Here is a 20,275-nt window from a genome sequence, read left to right on the forward strand (position 1 = left end):
GAGGGTGTACAAGGAACTGTGTAAGTGGTCATTTAGCAGACCTGAGCAAGGAGTATGCGATGACCGATTCGAAGACGATTCCCGATGCTTTGCTGGATGAGCTGCTGAAGGACTATCAGCACCCGAAGGATCTGCTGGGTCAGGGTGGACTGCTCCAGCAGCTGACGCAGCGCCTGGCGGAGCGGGCGCTCGAGGCGGAGATGACCACCCACCTGGGCTATCCGCCGCATGCCCTGGAGGGCCGCGGCAGTGGCAACAGTCGCAACGGCAAGACGCGCAAGCGCGTGCAGGGCGAAGCCGGCGCGTTCGAGATCGAAGTTCCGCGGGATCGCGACAGCAGCTTCGAGCCGCAGCTGATTGCCAAGCGGCAGCGCCGCCTGGAAGGCTTTGACGACAAGGTCATCGCGCTCTATGCGCGGGGCCAGTCCACCCGCGAGATCCAGGCGCAACTGGAAGAACTCTACGGCGTGGAGGTCTCGCCGACCCTGATCTCCAACGTCACCGAGGCGGTGCGTGAAGAGCTGCAAGCCTGGCAGGAGCGGCCCCTGGCGGCGGTCTACCCCATCCTCTACTTCGACGCCCTGCACGTGAAGTCGCGCGAGCACGGGCCGGTCAAGAACCAGGCCGTCTATCTGGCCCTGGGCATCAACCTGGAAGGCGAGAAGGAGCTGCTGGGACTCTGGGTCGGTCAGGCCGAGGGTGCCTCGTTCTGGCACGCGGTGTTCACCGAGCTCAACAGTCGCGGCGTCCAGGACTGTTTCATCGCCTGCGTGGACGGCCTCAAGGGCCTGCCCGAGGCGATCGAGAGCGTGTTCCCGAACACCCAGGTGCAACTGTGCATCGTTCACAAGGTCCGCGGCAGCCTCAAGTACGTGCCCTGGAAGGAGCGCAAGGCCGTGGCCCGGGATCTGCGCGCCATCTACGGCGCCGCCACCCGCGCCGAGGCCGAGGCCGCGCTCACCCGCTTTGCGGACACCTGGGACGCCAAATACCCCGCCATCAGCCCCAGCTGGCGCGCCGACTGGCCCCGCCTGTCGGGGTTCTTCGACTATCCGCCGCCGATCCGCCGGGTGGTCTACACCACCAACGCCATCGAGTCGCTCAACTACTCGCTGCGCCGGGTTCTCAAAAACCGCGGGGCGTTCCCCAACAACAGCGCCGTGACCAAGATCCTCTACCTCGCCTTGCGGAACGTCGCCAAGAAATGGACCCGCCCCCTCCACAACTGGCGCCAGGCCCTCAACCAGTTCATCATCCTGTTCCCCGAACGGATGCCGACCTAACCCCACTTACACAGAAAAATTGACACCCTCGCGGATGGTCATGGTCTGCCCATGCGATGCGGTTGCGCACCCCGTTTCAAACCCAGTCATCCTTCCACTCTTTCCGTCTTCCTGTAGACCGCCCTTGACCTTTCCCTTCTTCGTGCCTTCGTGTGCTTCGTGGTGAAATCGGCCTTCAGGAACGCGGGTGGGCGCGCAGGCGCAGGGTTTCGCCGACCCAGCGGGAATCGACGATCTCGAGTTCGGCGCGCTCGGACATCCGGGCCAGCGGCCAATCCACCAGGGGGCGGGCATTGGAGCCCATCAGCAGGGGGGCCTGGTAGATCAGCCATTCATCGACCCAGCCACCACGCGCAAGCGCGCCGGCCAGACCCGGTCCGGACTCCACATGCAGCTCGTTGACCTCGGCGCGGCCCAGCTCCGCCAGCACCGCGCCCAGATCCAGCCCGCCTTCGGCGGATTCCTCCGCCAACGGCACGGGCCGGACCTCCGCCCCTCGGCCGCGCAGGGTGTCCGCGGCCGGCGAGTCCGCGGCATCGGGCCCCGTGAGGATCCAGACCGGTCCCTCGCGCAGGATCTGCGTGCCCGGCGGCGTCCGCAGGCGGGCGTCCAGGATCACCCGCAGGGGCTGGCGTCCCGGCAGGTCGTAATAGCGGGGGTCATCCGGAAACCCGGCATGAGCGGCCAGATCGAACGGCTTCATGCGCACGTTCAGGCGCGGGTCGTCGGCGACCACGGTGCCGCTGCCGGTCAGGATCGCGCCCGCGCGGGCCCGCCACTGCTGGACGTCGCGGCGCGCCGCCTCGCCGGTGATCCACTGCGACTCGCCGGAGGCCATAGCGGTACGCCCGTCGAGGCTCGCGGCAAGCTTGACGCGCACCCAGGGGCGTCCCTGCTCCATGCGCCGCACGAATCCGGGGTTCAGGGCACGCGCCTCGGCCTCCAGCACGCCGCTGTCGACCGGGATACCTGCTGCCCGCAGGGCCTCGATCCCGCCGCCACAGACCTGCGGGTTGGGGTCCTGCATGGCGATCACGACCCGGGCTACCCCGGCGCCGATCAGGGCATCGGTGCAGGGCGGAGTCCGGCCGTGATGGCTGCAGGGTTCCAGGGTGACGTAGGCGGTTGCGCCACGCGCGGCCTCGCCGGCCGCCCGCAGTGCGTTCACCTCGGCATGGGCCTCGCCGGCCTTCCAGTGCAGTCCCGCGCCGACTTCGCGTCCGTCGCGCACGATCACGCACCCGACCCGCGGGTTCGGGTCCGCGGTGAAGCGGCCGTAGTCGGCCAGCTCCAGGGCCCGCGCCATGTAACGGCGGTCCGTGATCGCCTGCTCGGTCGTGGGTGCTTCCATCACTCCCCCCTGGACGAGTCACCACTCCCCGGTGGCACCTGCGGGCCGCCCGCCGCCGATTCCGGGGCAGGACCGGGCGCCTCCTCGTCGATCAGGCGCAGCTGCGAGCGGCGCATCTCCGGGCTGAGGTCTTCCTCCAGCCGTTCGATGGCCTCGCGGAAGGACTGCACGCTGGCGAAGCTGAGATAAATGGAGGCAAACCGGATATAGGCCACATGGTCGAGGCCGTGCAAGGCGGCCAGGACCATTTCGCCGATCCGGTCGGATTTCACTTCGGGGGCGGTGAGCGCGGACAGCTGGCGCTTGATGTCGTCGATGACCCGCTCGACATCGTCGGTCTTCACCGGGCGCTTGTGCAGGGCCCGACGCAGACCGCTGCGCAGCTTCTCCTCGTCGAAGGCGACGCGCTCGCCGGAGCGCTTGACCACCCGCGGCAGGCTGAACTCCGCCCGCTCGAAGGTGGTAAAGCGCGCCCCGCAGGCGCGGCACTGACGCCGGCGCCGGATCTGTTCCTGCTCCGGGCCGGCCACCCGCGAATCGACCACGCGGGTATCCTGATCATGACAGGACGGACAGCGCATCCCGCGCCCGCGACCCGTGACTCGCCGAGATTATTCGGGCGCGCCGTAGACCGGGAAGCGGCGGCAGATCTCGACGACCTTGTCGCGGGTCGCGTCGATCACCTGCTCGTTCTCGTGGTCGTCCAGCACGTCGGCGATCCAGCCGGCCAGCTCGCGCGACTCGGCCTCGGTAAAGCCACGCGTGGTCAGCGCGGCGGTGCCGATGCGGATGCCGGAGGTCACGAACGGCGACTGCGGGTCATTCGGCACCGCGTTCTTGTTGACCGTGATGTTGGCGCGACCCAGCGCGGCATCCGCGGCCTTTCCGGTCATGCCCTTGGACACCAGGCTCAGCAGGAACAGGTGGTTGTCGGTGCCGCCGGAGACGATGTCGTAGCCGCGCTCGACCAGGACCTCGGCCATCGCGCGGGCGTTGGCGATCACCTGCTTCTGGTAGGTCTTGAATTCCGGTTCCAGGGCCTCCTTGAACGCCACCGCCTTGCCGGCGATCACGTGCATCAGCGGGCCACCCTGGGTACCCGGGAAGATCAGCGACTGGAACTTCTTGTTCAGCTCCGGCTGACCCTTGGTGATGATGAAGCCGCCACGCGGCCCGCGCAGGGACTTGTGCGTGGTGGAGGTGACCACGTGGGCGTGGTCGATCGGATTCGGGTATTCACCAGCCGCGATCAGGCCGGAGACGTGGGCCATGTCCACCATCAGGTAGGCGCCCACGGAATCGGCGATCTCGCGGAAGCGCTTCCAGTCGACCACACGCGAGTAGGCGGAGAAGCCGGCGACGATCATCTTCGGCTGGTGCTCGGTGGCCAGACGCTGGACCTCGTCGTAGTCGATCAGGCCCTCGTCGGTGATGCCGTACTGCACCGCGTTGTAGATCTTGCCGGAGAAGTTCGGCTTGGCGCCGTGGGTCAGGTGGCCGCCGGCGTCCAGGCTCATGCCGAGCACGGTGTCATGCGGCTGCAGCAGGGCCATGTACACGGCCGCGTTGGCCTGCGAGCCGGAATGCGGCTGCACGTTGGCGTAGTCGGCGCCGTAGAGTTCCTTGAGACGGTCGATCGCGAGCTGTTCGACGATATCCACGTACTCGCAGCCACCGTAGTAGCGCTTGCCCGGGTAGCCCTCGGCGTACTTGTTGGTCAGCACGGAGCCCTGGGCCTCCATCACGCGCGGGCTGGTGTAGTTCTCGGAGGCGATCAGCTCGATGTGCTCTTCCTGACGCTGCGCTTCCTTGCTGATGGCGCCCCAGAGTTCGTCGTCGTAACCGTGGATACTCATGTCGATCGAAAACATTCGGTTCTCCCGTTCAAGGCTTCGGATTCGGTGGATTGCGGCGCGCCCGCCGGAAGGCGGCACTGCCGTCAAAAAGGCCGCTTATCATACGTCATCCGGCCCCTCTTTTCAGACCGGGCGGCTCCCGGGGCGCCCACCACGACGCCTCGCGAACGCCCCGAAATTGCGGGTTTCGCAAGCCCGATCAAGTACTTTGATGCCGGTCCGTTCGGCGCGGACGGGGCCGGCTCAAGCCCCTTCCAGCGACCGTGGAATACCGCGCCCGGCGCGCGTCAGGCGGGTCCGTCGATCCGCTCGACACCCACCTCGTGGCGGATCGGGTAGACCGGGAGCCCGAACTGGTTGTAGATCGCCACGTCCGCCGCGTCGCGGCCGTAGCCCACCACCACGTAGCCGCCCCGCAATTCCGTCTGGGTCGCATCGAAGCTGTACCAGCGACCGCCGACGAAGGCCTCGAACCAGGCGTGCATGTCCATCGGCTGCAGGCCGTGCAGATACCCGACCACCATGCGCGCCGGGATGCTGAGACTGCGGCAAAGTGCGATGCCCAGATGCGCCAGGTCGCGGCACACCCCGCTCCCGCGCTGGTTCACCTCCACCGCGGACACCGGGACGTCGCTGGTGCCCGGCAGGTACTCGATGCGCTCGCGCAGCCACTGCTCGATCGCGGCCACCTGGTCGTAGCCCAGCCACTGCCCGGCGGTGATCTCGGTCGCCATTCGGTTGAAGCGGTCCGATTCGCAGAAGCGGCTGGGCAGCAGGTAGCCAAGGGTCGCGTCCGGCAGGGCCTGTACCTCGACAAACGGGGCGCCAGGCGCGCGATCCAGGGCATCGGCCGTCTGCACCTCGGCCGCTGTGTGGATCGAGAACGGCCCCGGCGGCGCGACCAGACGCTGGCAGAGATTGCCGTATATATCCACGAACTCGGTCACCGGGGCGTTCGGCACCAGGCGATACTCCTCGCGCGCGATCCACTGCAGCGGGCCGCTGCGCGGGCGCAGCATCAGCACGAACGGGGTCGGGACGGGGATCTCGAATTCGAAGTCACAGCGGGTTTCAAGCCACATGGGGCAATGCCTGCGTCGGATGGAGGCCTCACCCTACGCGCCGCTTGACCGCAGAGCCAGAAAAACCTTGCCGCGTTACCCGGACCGGCGGGCGTGTACATTACGGCCCGATTCCCTACACTCGCGATACCGCCTGTTCCCGGGAGAACACATGCGAGGATCCGCCGTGCACCGCATCCCTACACGTCGCCTGACCCGCGGGCTGCCGGCCCTGGGCCTGAGCCTGGCTTTGTTGCTGCTCGCGCCCCTGGCGGCGGCCGAGCAGCGCTTCATCAACATCGGTACCGGCGGCGTCACCGGGGTCTACTACCCGGCCGGCCAGCACCTGTGCCGCCTGTTCAACACTCGCCGCGACGAACACGGGATGCGCTGCACCGCGGAAAGCACCGGGGGCTCGGTGTTCAATCTGAACATGGTGCGCTCCGGCGACATGGATTTCGGCGTGGCCCAGTCGGATCTGCAGTACCACGCCTACCACGGCAGCGGCCGCTTCGAGGCCTTCGGGCCAGCCACGCACCTGCGGGCCATGTTCAGCCTGCACCCGGAGCCCCTGACCCTGGTGGTGCGTCCCGACGCGGAGATTGCCGGACTGGATGATCTGCCGGACAAGCGCGTGAACATCGGCAACCCCGGATCCGGCCAGCGCACCCTGATGGAAGAGCTGATGGAGAAGCTCGGCTGGGATCACGATACCTTCCGCCGAGTCAGCGAGCTGCCCTCGCGCGAGCAGGCCCAGGCCCTGTGCGACAATCGCATCGACGCCTTCGTGTTCTCCGTCGGCCACCCTTCGGCGGCGATCCAGGAGCCCATCGCCACCTGTGATGCACGCCTGGTCTCCATCGAGGGGCCGGCCATCGAGGAACTGATCCGCTCGACCCCCTACTACCTCACCGCCGTGATTCCCGCCGATACCTACCCAGGGCAGGACCAGGACATCCGCACCTACGGCGTGGGCGCCACCCTGGTCACCTCGGACCGCACGTCGAACACCGCCGCCTTTGAACTGACCCGCGCCGTGTTCGAGAACTTCGAGACCTTCCGTGGCCTGCACCCGGCCTTCAGCGGTCTCGAACGCGAGGGCATGGTGGACGAGGGCCTGTCCGCGCCCATGCACCCCGGCGCCCGACGCTACTTTCGCGAGGCAGGACTGATCGATGACTGATACCCGAGCCCAGGATGTCGCCAGCCCGGAAGACCGCCAGGTCGCCGAGCTGGAGACCGGCGGCCGCCACCCCGGCCGCGCGACCCGCAGTCTCATCTGGATCACGGCCGTCGCGTGGTCGCTGTTCCAGATCTGGATCGCCGCGCCGATGGCCGACTGGGTGGATGTCTTCGTGGTCTCCGAGACCCAGGCCCGCTCCATCCATCTGGCCTTCGCGATCTTCCTCGGCTACCTGCTCTTCCCCGCGGTACGTCCCACCGCCCGCGGCAAGGGCTGGCAGCACGCGATCGGCATCCTCTATGCCCTCGGCGGCCTGGCCCTGATCGCACTAGGGCTATGGCAGCTGCTGGGCCTTGAACGCCTCGGCGAGGTCTATCTGGCCCTGGGCATTGCTTTGGTAGTAGTGGCCTGGCCCCTGCTGCGCGGGAACGACCCCGTGCATCGTGTGCCCCTGGGCGACTGGGTATTCGCCGCGGTCGCGGCCTTCAGTGCGCTCTACCTCTACCTGTTCCACGAGGCGCTGGCGGCGCGCCCAGGCGCCCCCACCGAGCTGGACCTGGTCATGGCCGGGATCGGTCTGATCCTGCTGCTGGAGGCGACACGCCGCGTGCTCGGCCCGGCGCTGACCATCATCGCGGCGATCTTCCTGTTCTACACCTTCGCCGGGCCGCTGATGCCCGACCTGATCGCCCATCGCGGCGCCAGCTACCCGCGCGCGATGGCGCAGCAGTGGCTGTCCAACGAGGGGGTGTTCGGGATCGCGCTGGGGGTCTCCACCAGCTTCGTGTTCCTGTTCGTGCTGTTCGGCGCGCTGCTGGAACGCGCCGGCGCCGGCGACTACTTCATCCGCGTGGCCTTCTCCCTGCTCGGGCACCTGCGCGGGGGCCCGGCCAAGGCCGCGGTGATGGCCTCGGGGATGACCGGCGTGGTCTCCGGTTCATCCATCGCCAATGTGGTCACCACCGGCACCTTCACCGTGCCGCTGATGCGCCGGGTCGGTTTCGCCCCGCACAAGGCCGGCGCGGTGGAGGTGGCCAGCTCGGTCAACGGCCAGTTGATGCCGCCGGTGATGGGGGCCGCCGCCTTCCTGATGGTCGAGTACGTCGGCATCCCCTACGTGGAGGTGCTCAAGCACGCGATCCTGCCGGCGCTGATCGCCTATATCGCGCTGATCTATATCGTCCACCTGGAGGCCTGCAAGAACGGCATGGAGGGGCTCCAGCGCGCCACCGTGACCACCTGGCGCGGGCGCCTGATCAGCTTCGGGATCACCGTCTCCAGCCTGATCATCCTGGCCGCCGCGGTGTACTGGGGGCTGGGCTGGATCAAGGACGTGGCCGGCGACGCCGCCGCCTGGATCATCGCCGGCCTGCTGCTCGCGGCCTACCTGATCCTGCTGTGGATCGTCGCTCGCGAACCCGAGCCGGAACCCCTGGACACCGAGCAACCCCTGCCGCGCGTGCTACCCACGGTACTGGGCGGTCTGCACTATGTGCTGCCGCTGGTGGTGCTGGTCTGGGCCCTGGTGGTGGAACGCCTGTCGCCGGGGCTGGCGGCGTTCTGGGCGGTGGCCTTCATGATCTTCATCGTCCTGACCCAGCGCCCGCTGGTCGCGCTGTTCCGGCGCCAGAGCCGGCTGCTGCAGGCGACCTGGGTCGGGGTATGGGAGCTGTTCCAGGGCTTCGAGACCGGCGCGCGCAACATGATCGGTATCGGCCTGACCACCGCCGCGGCCGGGATCATCGTCGGCACCGTGGCAATGACCGGCGTCGGGCTGGTGCTGACCGACCTGGTGGATACCCTGTCCGGCGGCAACCTGCTGCTGGTGCTGGTGCTGACGGCCCTGATCAGCCTGATCCTGGGGCTGGGCCTGCCGACCACCGCGAACTACATCATCGTGGCGACCCTGATGGCCCCGATCATCGTCGACCTGGGCGCCCAGCACGACATCCTGATCCCGCTGATCGCGGCCCACCTGTTCGTGTTCTATTTCGGCATCATGGCCGACGTGACGCCGCCGGTGGGTCTGGCCTCGTTCGCTGGCGCGGCGATCGCGAAGGCCGACCCGATCCGTACCGGGATCCAGGCCTTTGCCTACAGTCTGCGCACCATCGCACTGCCGTTCTTCTTCATCTTTAACAGCCAGTTGCTGCTGATCGGCGTGGACAACGTGTTCCAGCTGACGCTGGTATTCCTCGGCTCGCTGGCGGGCATCCTCGCGTTTACCGCGGCCACTCAGGGCTGGTTCCTGACCCGCAGCCGCTACTGGGAATCCGGCGCCCTGCTGGTGGTGGCCTTCGTGCTGCTGGTGCCCACGGTACTGATGGACCGCATCGCGCCGCCCTTTGCGCACCAGCCGCCGGAGACCCTGCTGGAGGTCGTCGAGACGATCCCGGATCGTGACTCGCTGCGCGTGGAGGCCACCGGCATCGACCTGGAGGGCCGCGAGATCACCCGCACGGTGATGTTCCCACTGGGCAGCCCGGATCTGGCCCCGCGCGAACGCCTGGCCGATGCCGGCCTGGACGTGCGCTTCGATCCCGACGCGCAGAAGGCGCAGATACAAACGGTTGCTTTCGGCAGCCCGGCCGGCCGGGTAGGCTTGGAGGGTGGCTGGGCCATCACCGGCGTGCTGGTGCCCACCGACCGTCCGAGTCCCTACTGGTTCTACCTCCCCGCACTGGCCCTGGGGCTCCTGGTCGCCTGGAACCAGCGCCGGCGCACGACACCACCGGGAGGCGGGCCATCCGCCGACGCCCCGGCGCTGTCGGCGTAACCCGACCTCACCACGAACGGAGGACCCGCGATGGAACAACCTCAATACGGCTTCAACGTGATCGTGCCGGGCGCGATCGATCAGGTGATCGAGCGCACCACGGCCGCCCTGGGCGAGGAAGGCTTCGGCATTCTCAGCGAGATCGACGTGGCCGCGGCCTTCAAGAAGAAACTGGACCTGGATCATCGGGCCTACCGCATCCTCGGCGCCTGCAACCCGAACCTGGCCCGCCAGGCGATCGAGGCGGATCCGAACATCGGGCTGCTGCTGCCCTGCAACGTCCTGGTACAGGACAACGAGAACGGGACCTGCACGGTCGGCTTCATGGACCCGGTCGCGGTGATGTGTCTGGTCGACAAGCCTGGCGTCGAGGACCTTGCTCAAGATGTGCGGCATCGCCTGGAACGGGTACGCCTGACGCTGGAGACGGGCTAGCCGCGCCTGATGGAACCCGGAACCGACCAGTCAGCGCTACTGGCCGAGCGCATCCGTTCGGCCAGCGCAGCCGGCCACCGCCTGGCCATCAACGGCAGTGGCAGTCAGCGTTCCCTCGCGTTCCCCGAAGGATATCCGGCGGACGTGCAGCCGCTGGAGGCAGGCCGCCACCACGGCATCGTCAATCTGGCCCCCAGCGAGCTGGTGGTGACGGTGCGCGCCGGCACGCCGGTAATGGAACTGCAGGCCGCGCTGGAAGAGGTCGGCATGATGCTGCCCTTCGAGCCGGCCATGCCCACCCCGTCCAGCACCGTGGGTGGCATGGTCGCCCTGGGGCTGTCCGGCGCGCGCCGCCCCTGGACCGCCAGTCTGCGCGACGCGCTGCTGGGTACACGCATCGTGAACGGCCGCGGCGAGATCCTGCGCTTCGGTGGCGAGGTCATGAAGAACGTCGCCGGCTTCGACGTCTCGCGCCTGATGGCGGGCAGCATGGGCAGTCTGGGCCTGCTGCTGGAAGCCAGCTTCAAGCTGCTCCCCGCCCCCGCCTACCAGGCCTGGCTGCGCCGCGAGGCCTCCGCGGCCGAATTCATCCAGCAGGCCCGGGACTGGGGGCGCACCGCCCTGCCCTTCTCCGGCCTGGCCTGGGCCGACGGGATCACCCGGATCCGCCTGGGCGGTGGGCAGGAGGCCGTGCAGGAGGCCGCCGAGCGCTTGGGCGCGGATGCCGATCTGGAGGGTCCGCCCTTCTGGACCCGGCTGCGCGATCGTCACCTGCCGTTCCTGACCGGTTCGGTGACCGGCGACGAACGCCTGTGGCGTCTGAGCCTGCCGCCGGCGACCCCGCCCCTCGACCTGCCGGGCGAGTGGCTGATGAACTGGGGCGGCGGCGAGCGCTGGCTGCGCTCCAGCGCGGCCCCGGAAACGGTCCGCACGACGGTCGCAGACGCGGGCGGGCATGCCCGGCTGTGGCTGGGCAATCCCGCCGGCGGCACTTGGCTGCACCCGCGCCCCGCGCCGCACGCGCGCCTGGAAGGGGAAGTCCGCGCGGCGATGGACCCGGACGGGGTATTTTTCGCCCCACTGATTGCCCCCCATCCACGCCCCGCCCGGGCGAGCTGAGACTATGGAAACCCGCCTGCACCCCCGCTTCGAGAACGACCCGGCGGCGCGCATCGCCGAGGACGCGCTGCGCGCCTGTGTGCACTGCGGCTTCTGCAACGCGACCTGCCCGACCTATCAGGAACAGGGCGACGAGCTGGACGGCCCGCGCGGCCGGATCTACCAGATCAAGGAGGTCCTGGAGAGCGGCGAGGCCAATGCCACCACGCGCACCCATCTGGACCGCTGCCTGACCTGCCTCAACTGCATGACCACCTGCCCCTCCGGCGTGGACTACAACCACCTGGTGGCGGTGGGCCGCGAGGTGGTCGAGCGCGACCTCGACCGCCCCTGGCGCGAGCGGCTGCTGCGCGGCCTGCTGGCGCGCGCCCTGCCGGCGCGCTGGCCGTTCCGTCTGGCCCTCGGGCTGGGGCGTCTCGCCCGCCCGGCTCTGCCCGCGCGACTGAAGCGGCGCGTGCCGCCGCGCCAGGCCACCGGGGCCGTACCCCGGCCCGCCAACGGTGCTGCGGGGCCCGACTTCCAGCATGGGCGCGTGCTGCTGCTGGGCGGCTGCGTGCATGACGCCATCGACGCCCGCATCAACGCGGCCCTGCGCCACCTGCTGGCCCGCCGCGGCGTCGAGGTAGTGGAGACCGGGGCGGCCCGCTGCTGTGGAGCGGTGGAACACCACCTGGCCTTCGAGGAACGAACCCGCGCCCGGGTCCGCGCCAACCTCGACGCCTGGGAACCGGTCCTGGAGCGCGGCGTCGACGCGGTCGTCAGCACCGCCAGTGGCTGCGGCGTGCTGCTACGCGACTACGGGCACATCCTGGACGACGACCCGACGTACGCCGAGCGCGCGGCCCGGCTGGCGGCACGGGTTCGCGACCCGGTGGAACTGTTCGACGCCGAAAGCATCCGCGAGCTCGGGATCCGCGCACCGGCCGATCACCCACCAGTGGCCTGGCACGCCCCCTGTACCCTGCAACACGGCCAGGCCCTGCCCGGGCGCGTGGAACCGCTCCTGCAGGCCGCCGGTTTCAATCTGGTTCCGGTCATCGAGCCGCACCTGTGCTGCGGCTCGGCCGGCACCTACTCGATCCTGCAGCCGGAGATGGCAGGTCGGCTTCGCCAGCGCAAGCTGGACAACCTCGAGGCCGCGGGCCCCGCGCGCATCGTCACCGCCAACATCGGCTGCCAGACCCATCTGCAAAGTGGCACGGACACCCCGGTCGAGCACTGGCTCACACTGCTCGAGCGCCACTGTCCGGCAACTCCCGCCGGTGCGTAGGGGCGCTTGCCCGCGCCCGGACGGCGATCTAGATTCCCCCTTTTCCAATCCGGTAGACGCATCCATGCAGGCAAAATCCTTTCTCCCCCCGCAGCGCACCCTGATGGGCCCCGGCCCCTCCGATGTGAACCCGCGTGTTCTGAGCGCGATGAGCCGCCCGATCATCGGCCACCTGGACCCGGTCTTCGTCGGCATGATGGAGGAGATGAAAGGCCTGCTGCAGTACGCCTTTCAGACCAACAACGCGCTGACCCTGCCGGTCTCCGCCCCCGGCTCCGCCGGCATGGAGACCTGCTTCGTGAACCTGGTCGAGCCGGGCGACAAGGTGATCGTCTGCATCAACGGCGTGTTCGGCACGCGCATGAAGGAAAACGTCGAGCGCTGTGGCGCCACTGCCGTGGTGGTGGAGGACGACTGGGGCGCCCCGGTCTCCCCGCAGAAGGTCGAGGACGCGCTGAAGGGCAACCCGGATGCGAAGATCCTGGCCTTCGTGCACGCCGAGACCTCCACCGGCGCGCGCTCGGATGTCGAGACCCTCTGCCGGCTGGCGCGCGAACACGACTGCCTGACCATCGTCGACTCGGTCACCGGCCTCGCCGGCAGCCCGCTGTACGTGGATGACTGGGGCGTGGACGCGATCTACTCCGGCTCGCAGAAGTGCCTGTCCTGCACCCCGGGCCTGTCGCCGGTCAGCTTCAGCGAGCGCGCGGTGGAACGCATCCAGGCGCGCAGCCACAAGGTCCAGAGCTGGTTCCTCGACCTGAACCTGGTCATGGGGTACTGGGGCGGCGGCGGCAAGCGCGCCTACCACCACACCGCCCCGATCAACGCCCTGTACGCCCTGCACGAATCGCTGGTAATCCTTGCCGAGGAAGGCCTGGAGAACAGCTGGTCGCGTCACTGCCGCCACCACGACGCCCTGCGCGCGGGGCTCGAGGCCATGGGCCTGAGCTTCCTGGTGGATGCCGAGCACCGCCTGCCGCAGCTCAATGCGGTGCACGTGCCCGAGGGCGTGGACGAGGCCGCGGTGCGCAGCGAACTGCTGAACCGCTACGGCCTGGAGATCGGCGCCGGGCTGGGACCGTATGCCGGCAAGGTCTGGCGCATCGGCCTGATGGGCTACGGCGCGAACGAGAAGAACGTCCTGCTGTGCCTGTCCGCGCTCGAGGCCGTGCTGGCCGACATGGGGGCCGTCACCCCCGGCCGCGCGATGCCCGCTGCCCGGGCCGCCTACGCGCAGCAGGGCTGAAGAACCCACCGATCACCGGCCGCCGCCGCGCCCGTGCGCGCTGGCGGCCCCGCGAGACCCAACGGGAGGCGCACCATGACGCTAAGCGAACTGCTGCAGTACCTGGATGAACACATGGACGGCGTGTTCCTGGACGGCGACCCTGCCGCGTCGCTGGAAAAGGCGCGCAGCGGCGAACACCGCAACCCCATCGCGGCCGAGGTCCTGGTCGCGCTGATGGACGGGGCCGGCGCCGACAGCCCGGACACCACCCTGGAACGCGCCGAGGCGGTCAAGGCCATTGGCCCGACCCGCCTGAAGTACATGGGCGATGACGCCCCCGTGGAGGGCTTCCGCCTGGTGGAGAAAACCATCGTCACCATCGACGCCGCCTACAACGAAGAGGCGCTCGCCTCCCGCGGCTGATCCCGCCCGCTAAGGCGTCATCCCGGAAACCGCGCAGCGGTTGTCCGGGATCTCCAACGCCGGGGCCGATCAGGGCGATGGGGCATCCGCGCCGCGGGGATCCCGGCGCTTCGCTGCGCTTCGGCCGGGATGACGAGAGGTGTTCCCCTAGAACAGCCCGGCGAGCCAGAGCACCGCGCCGGCCATGGACGCCCCGATCAGCGCGCCCATGGCGACGTCGCTGGGATAGTGCAGCGCCAGTACCAGCCGCGAGGCGGCCACCAGCGCCGCGAACGGCACCACCAGCCAGGCCCAGACCGGGAACCACGCCACCAGGACCACGGTGAATCCCACCGCGTGCATGGTATGGCCGGAGGGGAAGCTGAATTCGTCCAGCGGGTCCACCGTCCGCGTGAACGGGCGATCACGGTGGCAGGGCCGCCGCCGGCTGGTGAGTCGCTTCAGCCACTTGTACACCGGCAGCGACGCCAGCCCCACCACCGCCATCTGCAGGCTGACCCAAGCCGCCTGCGGCCCGTGCAGCAACGGCAGCACCAGCATCAGCGCATACCAGGCCACCCCGTCGCCCAGCCGGCTCACCCCGCCAAAGAACCCGCTGACGACGCGGCGCCGATTGTAGTGGTTGAACTGCCGGCAGACCGCCAGCTCCAGCTCATCCATCCATTGCAGGACGCGCATCGCGACCCTCCTTGAGGATTCCCAGACACTGGGACTCGAACTCGGCCACCACCTCGACCCAGTCGAGCCCGCGGGCATGCGCTCGCGCCTGACGGCCCATCTCGCGCCAGGCCTCCGGATCCTGCGCGAGAGCGCCCGCCGCGCCGACGAAGGCGGCGGCATCCTCGGACGCCGTTCCCGTCAGCGGCACCCGGGCGCCACTCACGCCGCTGGTCACATGCTCGTGAGCCGCGGCCGAATCGAAGGCCAGCACCGGGAGCCCGCTCGCCATGGCCTCGATCACCACATTGCCGAAGGTCTCGGAAGTCGACGGAAACAGGAACAGATCGGCGCTGGCGTAGTGCTGTGCCAGGGCCTGGCCCACCTGCTGGCCGGTGAAGATCGCGTCCGGATTGGCCCGCTCCAGCTCCGTTCGCGAGGGGCCATCGCCGACCACCACCAGGCGCGCGTCGGGGCGCGCCGCCTGGATGGCGCGAAAGGCATCCACCACCAGGGCCAGATTCTTCTCCGGTGCCAGGCGCCCGACGTACAGCACGACCGGTGTGGCGGTCGCCGCACCCCATTGCTGGCGCAGGCGCGATGACCGCCGCGCCGGGGTGAAACGCCGGGTATCCACGCCCCGCGCCATCACCCGCACGCGCTGGAATCCCTGCGCCGCCAGCGTGTGCGCCAGTGCCCCGGTCGGGGCCAGAGTCACGTCACAGCGGTTGTGGAAACGGCGCAGGACAGCGCGCACCAGCGGGGTCAGCCAGCCGACACCGTAGTAGCGGGCATAGCCGTCGAAATGGGTATGAAAACCCGAGGCGACCGGAATCCCGAGGCGCCGCGCCGCGCGCAGGGCCGCATGCCCCAGCGGACCCTCGGTGGCGATATACACGGCATCCGGGCGGTCCTCCGACCACAGGGCCTGCAGCCGGCGGCGCGCCGGGAGACCCATGCGCAGGCCGCTGTAGCCAGGCAGCGGCAGGCCCGCGAGCAGGTGGTCACACGCCCCTGATTCGTCGCCCGCCCCGCAGGGGCGCGCCACCTCGCCCGGCTGGCGCGGGCGGGCGACCTGCACCCGGTGGCCACGCTCGCGCATCCCCTCGACCAGCCGCGCGAGGGTATGCGCCACGCCGTTAACCTCCGGCGGCCAGGTCTCGGTGACCAGCGCCAGATGCAGGCGTGTGCGGCCGGGGCCCGGGGACTCGATGTGCGGTTGCGACCACATGATGAATCCCCGTGCCGCGGCCGGCGCTATGCAGGCGAGCGATCGCTTTCGCGACCAGCTGGCGGTTCCAGTGGCAGGTCCAGCACGCGGACGATGGCCTCACGGGCACCGTCCGCCAGGCTGCGCCGGTCCTGATCCGCGACTTCCAGCGGCGCCAGAAAATGCAGGTCCACACGCGTCTCGCGGCGGCACAGCAAGCGCCATACGTTGGGGATCAGGCGATCCCCGCCGGAATACGACACCGGAACCGCGCCATCGGGCGTCCGCTCGTAGGCCAGCGCCACCGGCTGCACCGGATGCCGAGTGCCGGTGACGGCCGCGAACAGGCGCGGGTGGAAACGGCGCACGAACTCGCCCCGGCTGGTCGTCCCCTCCGGAAACACCACGAAGTGGCGGCCCTCGTCCAGGCCAGCCCGCATGGCCTCGACATGGGCGGAGGCCTGGTGCGCACCGCGCTCGATGAAGCGGGTGTCGTGCTGCCGGGCCAGCCAGCCGATGACCGGCCAGCGCGCGATCTCCGCCTTGGACAGGAAGCACGGGTCCAGCGCTGCCCCGATCAACGGGATATCCAGCCAGGAGACATGGTTGGAGACCACCAGCGACGGCCGCCGGGGCGGCTCGCCATGGATCCGGAAACGCACCCCCGCGATCCACAGGGCACGGTCGTACCAGGCCCGGCGGATGCGACTGCGCTCCTCGAAGTCGGCCTCGCGGCGGGCCATCCGCCAGGTCAGCCAGACCCCCGCCAGCATGTGCAGCACGATACGCATCAGCCTAGCCAGTGCCCGCAGTGTTCCGGTCATGTTCCGTTCCTCGGCTTGCAGGCGCCGCGGCGCCCAGGAAGTGCCGATGGTAACGGTCCGGCATGGCGCGCACATCCAGCAAGACGAGCACGTCGGCCACATTGAAATCGGGATCGAAACAGGCCTCGCCGCAGACCCGCGCGCCCAGGCGCAGGTAGGCCTTCAATAGCGGCGGCATACCGCTGCGGCTGGGCGTGCCGTGGCAGATGGTCAGGGCGTTGGGAAGCGGTCGGCGCGGGGTGACCCGCAGGCGCGACGGGGCCCGATGGAACATGCGCAGCCAGGCCAGCTGGGCCGGTGTCTGCTCGGTCAGGGGCAGGCTGGCGCAGCCCATCAGGTAGTCGTAGCGATGGGCATTCATGAAACGGGCCAGCCCGGTCCACAGTGCGTTGATGGCGCCGCCCTGGCGATGGTCCGCGCGCACGCAGGTACGACCGACCTCCAGAGTGCGCCCGGGCAGATTCATCAGCGGGCCCAGTTCGAATTCGGACAGCGAATAGAAACCGCCGGCCGTGCTCGCACTCTCTTCGGTGAGGATGCGCGTGCAGGCCACCACACCGCCCGAACGTCGATCACGCACCAGCAGGTGATGACAGAAGGCGTCCAGCGGGTCTCGATCCAGCCCCGAGGCGGTGTCCGGCAGCGCTGCGCCCATCTCGCCGGCGAAAACCTCGTGGCGCAGGCGCTGGGCGGCTTCCAGATCCGCGGGGCTGGAAGCCAGATGGACGCGATAGGCAGTTTCGGCATCCGTGGAGGACACGGACAGGGAGCGAGGCGGTGCGGTCATGGTGGCGACCTCCGGTTGAACTGCCCCGGAGACTACGCCGCGCGCTTGACCATCCCGTGTAGAAACGATGACGGTCGGGTGAACCCGCCGTCGGATGCCCACCCGCAGAGGGTGGCATTGGGGGCGGAGGCACCAGCCCCCGCCCCGCGAGGCCGTGCTACGGCAGCTTGCCGGTGTAGGCGCCGGATTCGACCGGCAGGTCCTCGCCTTCCCAGCCCTTGATGCCACCGGCGATATTCACCACGTTGGTGAAGCCCATCTCCTGCAGCCGCTGCACGGACATGGCAGCCCGGCCGCCGGTCGCGCACATCACGGCCACCGGTTTCTCGCGGGCCTCCACCAGGGCGTCGATGCGGTGCGGGGTGTTGGGGTCGGCCGCGCCCTCCAGCAGGCCGCGCGGGACGAGGATGGAATTCGGCGCGTGCATCTTTTCGAACTCATAGGGTTCGCGCACGTCGACCACCAGCCAGTCCTCGCCCGCTTCCATCTTCTCGGCGAGATCCGCCGGGGCAATCTCCTTCACGTTCTTGCGCGCCTCGGCGACGAAATCCATCAGCTTCTTCTCGCTCATTCGAATCTTCCCTTTTGCAATGATCTGGATGTCTTTGTAGGAGCCTGCTTGCAGGCGAAGCCCCTGCCCATGTCGGAGTTTGGCAGGGGCTTCGCCTGCAAGCAGGCTCCTACCACCGGACGCATTCTACCGTGGGTACGTGACCCGGCGTTTCAACCCTGTGAGAACGCGCTGTCCAGCGCCGCAGGGTCAGTCACGGGCGCCTCGCATTGCAGCCCGCGGCAGAGATAGGCACGCACACCCGTCTCCGGCGCGGCCTTCTCCGCCAGCGCAGCGGGCAGGTCGCCGGCATCGGCCGGGATCGCGAGGGCCCATACCGGAGCAGCCTGCGCCCGCAGGCGCTGCTGCCACGCGGGAAGTTCGTCCGCCGCCCCGCGCAGCACGACCAGGGCCGGCGGCTGGTAGTGGATGTCCAGCGCCATCAGCAGGCTCATGTGTCCCACCGGGGCCTGCTCGATCATCGGTCCGGCGTTGGCGAGGGTGCGCTCGGCCGCCTCGATATACCGTGGCTCGGCCAGCATGAACCCGAGCTTCTGCAAGGCCTGCGCCGCGACACCGTTGCCATTGGCCATGGCATCGTCGGAATACACTTTCGGGCGCTGGATCAGCGCCTCGTGATCGCCGGCGGTAAAGAAGAAACCGCCGTGCTCGCGGTCCTCGAATTCCGCCAGCAGGGTATCGGCCAGAGTCACGGCCCAGCCCAGCAGCTCGCTGTCCCATTCAGTCTCCAGCAACGCCAGCGTGGCCTCCAGCAACAGGGCGTGATCGTCGAGATAGGCGCGCGGCATCGCACCGGTGGCCCCCTCGCGCACGCTGGCGTACAGCCGGCCGTCGCGCCACAGGCGCTCGCGCACGGCGGTCATCGCGTCACGTGCCAGGTGCAGCCATTCCGGACGCCCCAGGGCGCGCGCGGCCCGCGCCAGTCCGGAAATCATCAGGGCATTCCAGGCGCCGAGGATCTTCTCGTCCCGGTGCGGTCGCACCCGATCCGCGCGGGCCGTCAGCAGACGTTCCCGGGCCTGATCCAGCCGCCGGTTCACCTCCGCCTCGTCGATCCCCAGCGCCTCCGCGACGGTCGCCGGCGGCACGACCTCGTGCAGATGCCAGCGCCCCTCGAAATTGGCCGGGCCATTGAGCCCCCAGACCCGGCTGGTAACGGCCCATTCGTCCTCCGGCAACAACGCCTCCACGGTGTCCGGATCCCAGACGTAGAAGCGTCCCTCCTCGCCCTCGGAGTCCGCGTCCAGGCTCGAGTAGAAGGCCCCGGAGCCGTCCCGCATCTCGCGTTTCAGCCAGGCGACCGTCTGTTCCACCACCCGCAGCGCGCGAAGATCGCCGCCGGCCGCGCGCTCGGCATAGAGCCCCAGCAGCGGGCCGTTGTCGTAGAGCATCTTCTCGAAGTGCGGAATCATCCAGCGGGCATCCACCGAGTAGCGACAAAAGCCACCCCCCGCCTGATCAAAGATGCCACCCGCGGCCATCGCGTCCAGGGTGCGCCCCAGCATGCGGTCGGCCTCGGCATCGCCATGGCGCGCCGCATGCCAGGCCAGCCACTCGAGCGAGGCCGGGTGCGGAAACTTGGGGGCATCCCCGAAGCCGCCAAACTGCTCGTCGAAGGTCTTCGCCAGTTCCGCGCGCCCCTTGTCGATGACACTGAGCGCCGGGATCGCGCCTCCGGCGGGGCGGTAGATCCGACCCAGCGCCTGCTGCAGCGATTCGTTCTGGCGCTGGATCTCGTCGGGGTGCTCGGCGAGGAAATCGGCAACCCGCGTCATCAGATCCACGAACGACGGCAGGCCGTGGCGCGGGGTGCTCGGGAAGTACGTCCCGGCAAAGAACGGGACCTGGTCGGGCGTCAGGAAGACGGTCAGCGGCCAGCCCCCGGGACGCTGCGACAGCAGCATATGCGCGTTCTGGTAGATGCGGTCGAGATCCGGGCGCTCCTCGCGGTCCACCTTGATATTGACGAACCGCTCGTTCATCACCGCGGCGGTGTCCGGGTCCTCGAAGGACTCGTGCGCCATCACATGGCACCAGTGGCAGGCGGAGTAGCCGATCGACAGCAGGATCGGCTTGCCCTCGCGGCGGGCACGTTCCAGCGCCTCCTCGCCCCAGGGGTACCAGTCCACGGGGTTGTCGGCGTGCTGCAACAGATAAGGGCTGCTGGCCCCGGCCAGTCGATTCATCGCGCGACCTCCTGGAAAGTGGATCCGACGACCCGCATGCAGGTGCATGCCG

At 69.1% G+C, this 20,275-nt stretch carries 18 protein-coding genes; 8 read left to right on the forward strand and 10 right to left on the reverse strand.

The genetic code is table 11. The features are described 5' to 3' along the window. Nucleotides 1-59: 59 nt before the first annotated feature. A complete protein-coding gene (locus tag H609_RS0110010; protein WP_028484876.1) occupies nucleotides 60-1,283 on the forward strand; it encodes an IS256 family transposase in 1,224 nt (407 codons plus the stop codon). Nucleotides 1,284-1,458: 175 nt separating this feature from the next. On the opposite strand, the gene ribD is transcribed toward H609_RS0110010, so the two are convergent. The 4 genes from ribD to H609_RS0110030 all read right to left on the reverse strand — a co-directional run bounded on the left by ribD (nucleotide 1,459) and on the right by H609_RS0110030 (nucleotide 5,572). Next, entirely contained in the window at nucleotides 1,459-2,634 is a 1,176-nt protein-coding gene (gene ribD, locus H609_RS0110015) for a bifunctional diaminohydroxyphosphoribosylaminopyrimidine deaminase/5-amino-6-(5-phosphoribosylamino)uracil reductase RibD (RefSeq protein ID WP_028484877.1), read from the reverse strand. Continuing rightward, on the reverse strand, nucleotides 2,634-3,215 hold the full coding sequence (gene nrdR / locus H609_RS0110020) for a transcriptional regulator NrdR (protein WP_026279321.1): 582 nt from the start codon (nucleotides 3,213-3,215) through the stop codon (nucleotides 2,634-2,636). Before nrdR ends, ribD begins: the two co-directional genes overlap by 1 nt. Nucleotides 3,216-3,245: 30 nt before the next feature. Further along, a complete protein-coding gene (glyA, locus tag H609_RS0110025; RefSeq protein ID WP_018867832.1) occupies nucleotides 3,246-4,505 on the reverse strand; it encodes a serine hydroxymethyltransferase in 1,260 nt (419 codons plus the stop codon). Nucleotides 4,506-4,777: 272 nt separating this feature from the next. Further along, nucleotides 4,778-5,572 carry a transglutaminase family protein gene (locus H609_RS0110030; RefSeq protein ID WP_028484878.1) on the reverse strand — a complete coding sequence of 265 codons (795 nt, stop codon included), beginning with the start codon at nucleotides 5,570-5,572 and terminating at the stop codon, nucleotides 4,778-4,780. Between the two features lie 151 nt (nucleotides 5,573-5,723). Here H609_RS0110030 and H609_RS0110040 point away from each other — a divergent pair, with 151 nt between their 5' ends. The 7 genes from H609_RS0110040 to H609_RS0110070 all read left to right on the forward strand — a co-directional run bounded on the left by H609_RS0110040 (nucleotide 5,724) and on the right by H609_RS0110070 (nucleotide 13,988). Then, nucleotides 5,724-6,734 (forward strand): TAXI family TRAP transporter solute-binding subunit, encoded by a 1,011-nt coding sequence (locus H609_RS0110040; protein WP_018875813.1) that lies wholly within the window; start codon nucleotides 5,724-5,726, stop codon nucleotides 6,732-6,734. Further along, nucleotides 6,727-9,510: a TRAP transporter permease gene (locus H609_RS0110045; RefSeq protein WP_028484879.1), complete on the forward strand. Its 2,784-nt coding sequence runs from the start codon at nucleotides 6,727-6,729 to the stop codon at nucleotides 9,508-9,510. The genes H609_RS0110040 and H609_RS0110045 overlap by 8 nt, the downstream gene beginning before the upstream one ends. Nucleotides 9,511-9,540: 30 nt before the next feature. Next, nucleotides 9,541-9,945, forward strand: coding sequence for a DUF302 domain-containing protein (locus H609_RS0110050; protein ID WP_028484880.1), 405 nt, complete (start codon nucleotides 9,541-9,543; stop codon nucleotides 9,943-9,945). A gap of 9 nt (nucleotides 9,946-9,954) precedes the next feature. Further along, on the forward strand, nucleotides 9,955-11,064 hold the full coding sequence (gene glcE / locus H609_RS0110055; protein ID WP_028484881.1) for a glycolate oxidase subunit GlcE: 1,110 nt from the start codon (nucleotides 9,955-9,957) through the stop codon (nucleotides 11,062-11,064). Between the two features lie 4 nt (nucleotides 11,065-11,068). Continuing rightward, nucleotides 11,069-12,334 carry a glycolate oxidase subunit GlcF gene (glcF, locus tag H609_RS0110060; protein WP_028484882.1) on the forward strand — a complete coding sequence of 422 codons (1,266 nt, stop codon included), beginning with the start codon at nucleotides 11,069-11,071 and terminating at the stop codon, nucleotides 12,332-12,334. A 64-nt stretch (nucleotides 12,335-12,398) separates the two neighbouring features. Continuing rightward, complete coding sequence (locus H609_RS0110065) at nucleotides 12,399-13,583, forward strand: alanine--glyoxylate aminotransferase family protein (protein WP_026280250.1); 1,185 nt, start codon at nucleotides 12,399-12,401, stop codon at nucleotides 13,581-13,583. A 75-nt stretch (nucleotides 13,584-13,658) separates the two neighbouring features. Continuing rightward, a complete protein-coding gene (locus H609_RS0110070; protein WP_018867840.1) occupies nucleotides 13,659-13,988 on the forward strand; it encodes a hypothetical protein in 330 nt (109 codons plus the stop codon). Between the two features lie 147 nt (nucleotides 13,989-14,135). Here the strand turns inward: H609_RS0110070 and H609_RS0110075 are convergent, their stop codons facing one another. From H609_RS0110075 to H609_RS0110100, 6 genes are all read right to left on the reverse strand, one after another. After that, a complete protein-coding gene (locus tag H609_RS0110075) occupies nucleotides 14,136-14,666 on the reverse strand; it encodes a phosphatase PAP2 family protein (protein ID WP_028484883.1) in 531 nt (176 codons plus the stop codon). Next, on the reverse strand, nucleotides 14,641-15,876 hold the full coding sequence (locus H609_RS0110080; RefSeq protein WP_028484884.1) for a glycosyltransferase family 1 protein: 1,236 nt from the start codon (nucleotides 15,874-15,876) through the stop codon (nucleotides 14,641-14,643). Before H609_RS0110080 ends, H609_RS0110075 begins: the two co-directional genes overlap by 26 nt. 26 nt (nucleotides 15,877-15,902) lie before the next feature. Beyond that, on the reverse strand, nucleotides 15,903-16,646 hold the full coding sequence (locus H609_RS0110085; protein WP_018867843.1) for a 1-acyl-sn-glycerol-3-phosphate acyltransferase: 744 nt from the start codon (nucleotides 16,644-16,646) through the stop codon (nucleotides 15,903-15,905). Nucleotides 16,647-16,650: 4 nt separating this feature from the next. Further along, on the reverse strand, nucleotides 16,651-17,466 hold the full coding sequence (locus tag H609_RS0110090; protein ID WP_018867844.1) for a GNAT family N-acetyltransferase: 816 nt from the start codon (nucleotides 17,464-17,466) through the stop codon (nucleotides 16,651-16,653). A 157-nt stretch (nucleotides 17,467-17,623) separates the two neighbouring features. Then, nucleotides 17,624-18,037, reverse strand: coding sequence for a rhodanese-like domain-containing protein (locus H609_RS0110095; RefSeq protein WP_018867845.1), 414 nt, complete (start codon nucleotides 18,035-18,037; stop codon nucleotides 17,624-17,626). A 152-nt stretch (nucleotides 18,038-18,189) separates the two neighbouring features. Then, the gene (locus H609_RS0110100; protein WP_028484885.1) at nucleotides 18,190-20,223 is read right to left on the reverse strand and encodes a thioredoxin domain-containing protein; all 2,034 of its coding nucleotides are present in this window, start codon (nucleotides 20,221-20,223) and stop codon (nucleotides 18,190-18,192) included. Nucleotides 20,224-20,275 lie beyond the last annotated feature (52 nt).

The sequence above is a fragment of the Thioalkalivibrio sp. ALE17 genome (genome assembly GCF_000425605.1).
GTDB lineage: Bacteria > Pseudomonadota > Gammaproteobacteria > Ectothiorhodospirales > Ectothiorhodospiraceae > Thioalkalivibrio.

Excerpts from the sequence above, each read along its gene's own strand:
- H609_RS0110010 (WP_028484876.1), top strand. The coding sequence starts at position 60 with ATGACCGATTCGAAGACGATTCCCGATGCTTTGCTGGATGAGCTGCTG.
- ribD (WP_028484877.1), bottom strand. The coding sequence starts at position 2,634 with ATGGAAGCACCCACGACCGAGCAGGCGATCACGGACCGCCGTTACATG.
- nrdR (WP_026279321.1), bottom strand. The coding sequence starts at position 3,215 with ATGCGCTGTCCGTCCTGTCATGATCAGGATACCCGCGTGGTCGATTCG.
- glyA (WP_018867832.1), bottom strand. The coding sequence starts at position 4,505 with ATGTTTTCGATCGACATGAGTATCCACGGTTACGACGACGAACTCTGG.
- H609_RS0110030 (WP_028484878.1), bottom strand. The coding sequence starts at position 5,572 with ATGTGGCTTGAAACCCGCTGTGACTTCGAATTCGAGATCCCCGTCCCG.
- H609_RS0110040 (WP_018875813.1), top strand. The coding sequence starts at position 5,724 with ATGCGAGGATCCGCCGTGCACCGCATCCCTACACGTCGCCTGACCCGC.
- H609_RS0110045 (WP_028484879.1), top strand. The coding sequence starts at position 6,727 with ATGACTGATACCCGAGCCCAGGATGTCGCCAGCCCGGAAGACCGCCAG.
- H609_RS0110050 (WP_028484880.1), top strand. The coding sequence starts at position 9,541 with ATGGAACAACCTCAATACGGCTTCAACGTGATCGTGCCGGGCGCGATC.
- glcE (WP_028484881.1), top strand. The coding sequence starts at position 9,955 with ATGGAACCCGGAACCGACCAGTCAGCGCTACTGGCCGAGCGCATCCGT.
- glcF (WP_028484882.1), top strand. The coding sequence starts at position 11,069 with ATGGAAACCCGCCTGCACCCCCGCTTCGAGAACGACCCGGCGGCGCGC.
- H609_RS0110065 (WP_026280250.1), top strand. The coding sequence starts at position 12,399 with ATGCAGGCAAAATCCTTTCTCCCCCCGCAGCGCACCCTGATGGGCCCC.
- H609_RS0110070 (WP_018867840.1), top strand. The coding sequence starts at position 13,659 with ATGACGCTAAGCGAACTGCTGCAGTACCTGGATGAACACATGGACGGC.
- H609_RS0110075 (WP_028484883.1), bottom strand. The coding sequence starts at position 14,666 with ATGCGCGTCCTGCAATGGATGGATGAGCTGGAGCTGGCGGTCTGCCGG.
- H609_RS0110080 (WP_028484884.1), bottom strand. The coding sequence starts at position 15,876 with ATGTGGTCGCAACCGCACATCGAGTCCCCGGGCCCCGGCCGCACACGC.
- H609_RS0110085 (WP_018867843.1), bottom strand. The coding sequence starts at position 16,646 with ATGCGTATCGTGCTGCACATGCTGGCGGGGGTCTGGCTGACCTGGCGG.
- H609_RS0110090 (WP_018867844.1), bottom strand. The coding sequence starts at position 17,466 with ATGACCGCACCGCCTCGCTCCCTGTCCGTGTCCTCCACGGATGCCGAA.
- H609_RS0110095 (WP_018867845.1), bottom strand. The coding sequence starts at position 18,037 with ATGAGCGAGAAGAAGCTGATGGATTTCGTCGCCGAGGCGCGCAAGAAC.
- H609_RS0110100 (WP_028484885.1), bottom strand. The coding sequence starts at position 20,223 with ATGAATCGACTGGCCGGGGCCAGCAGCCCTTATCTGTTGCAGCACGCC.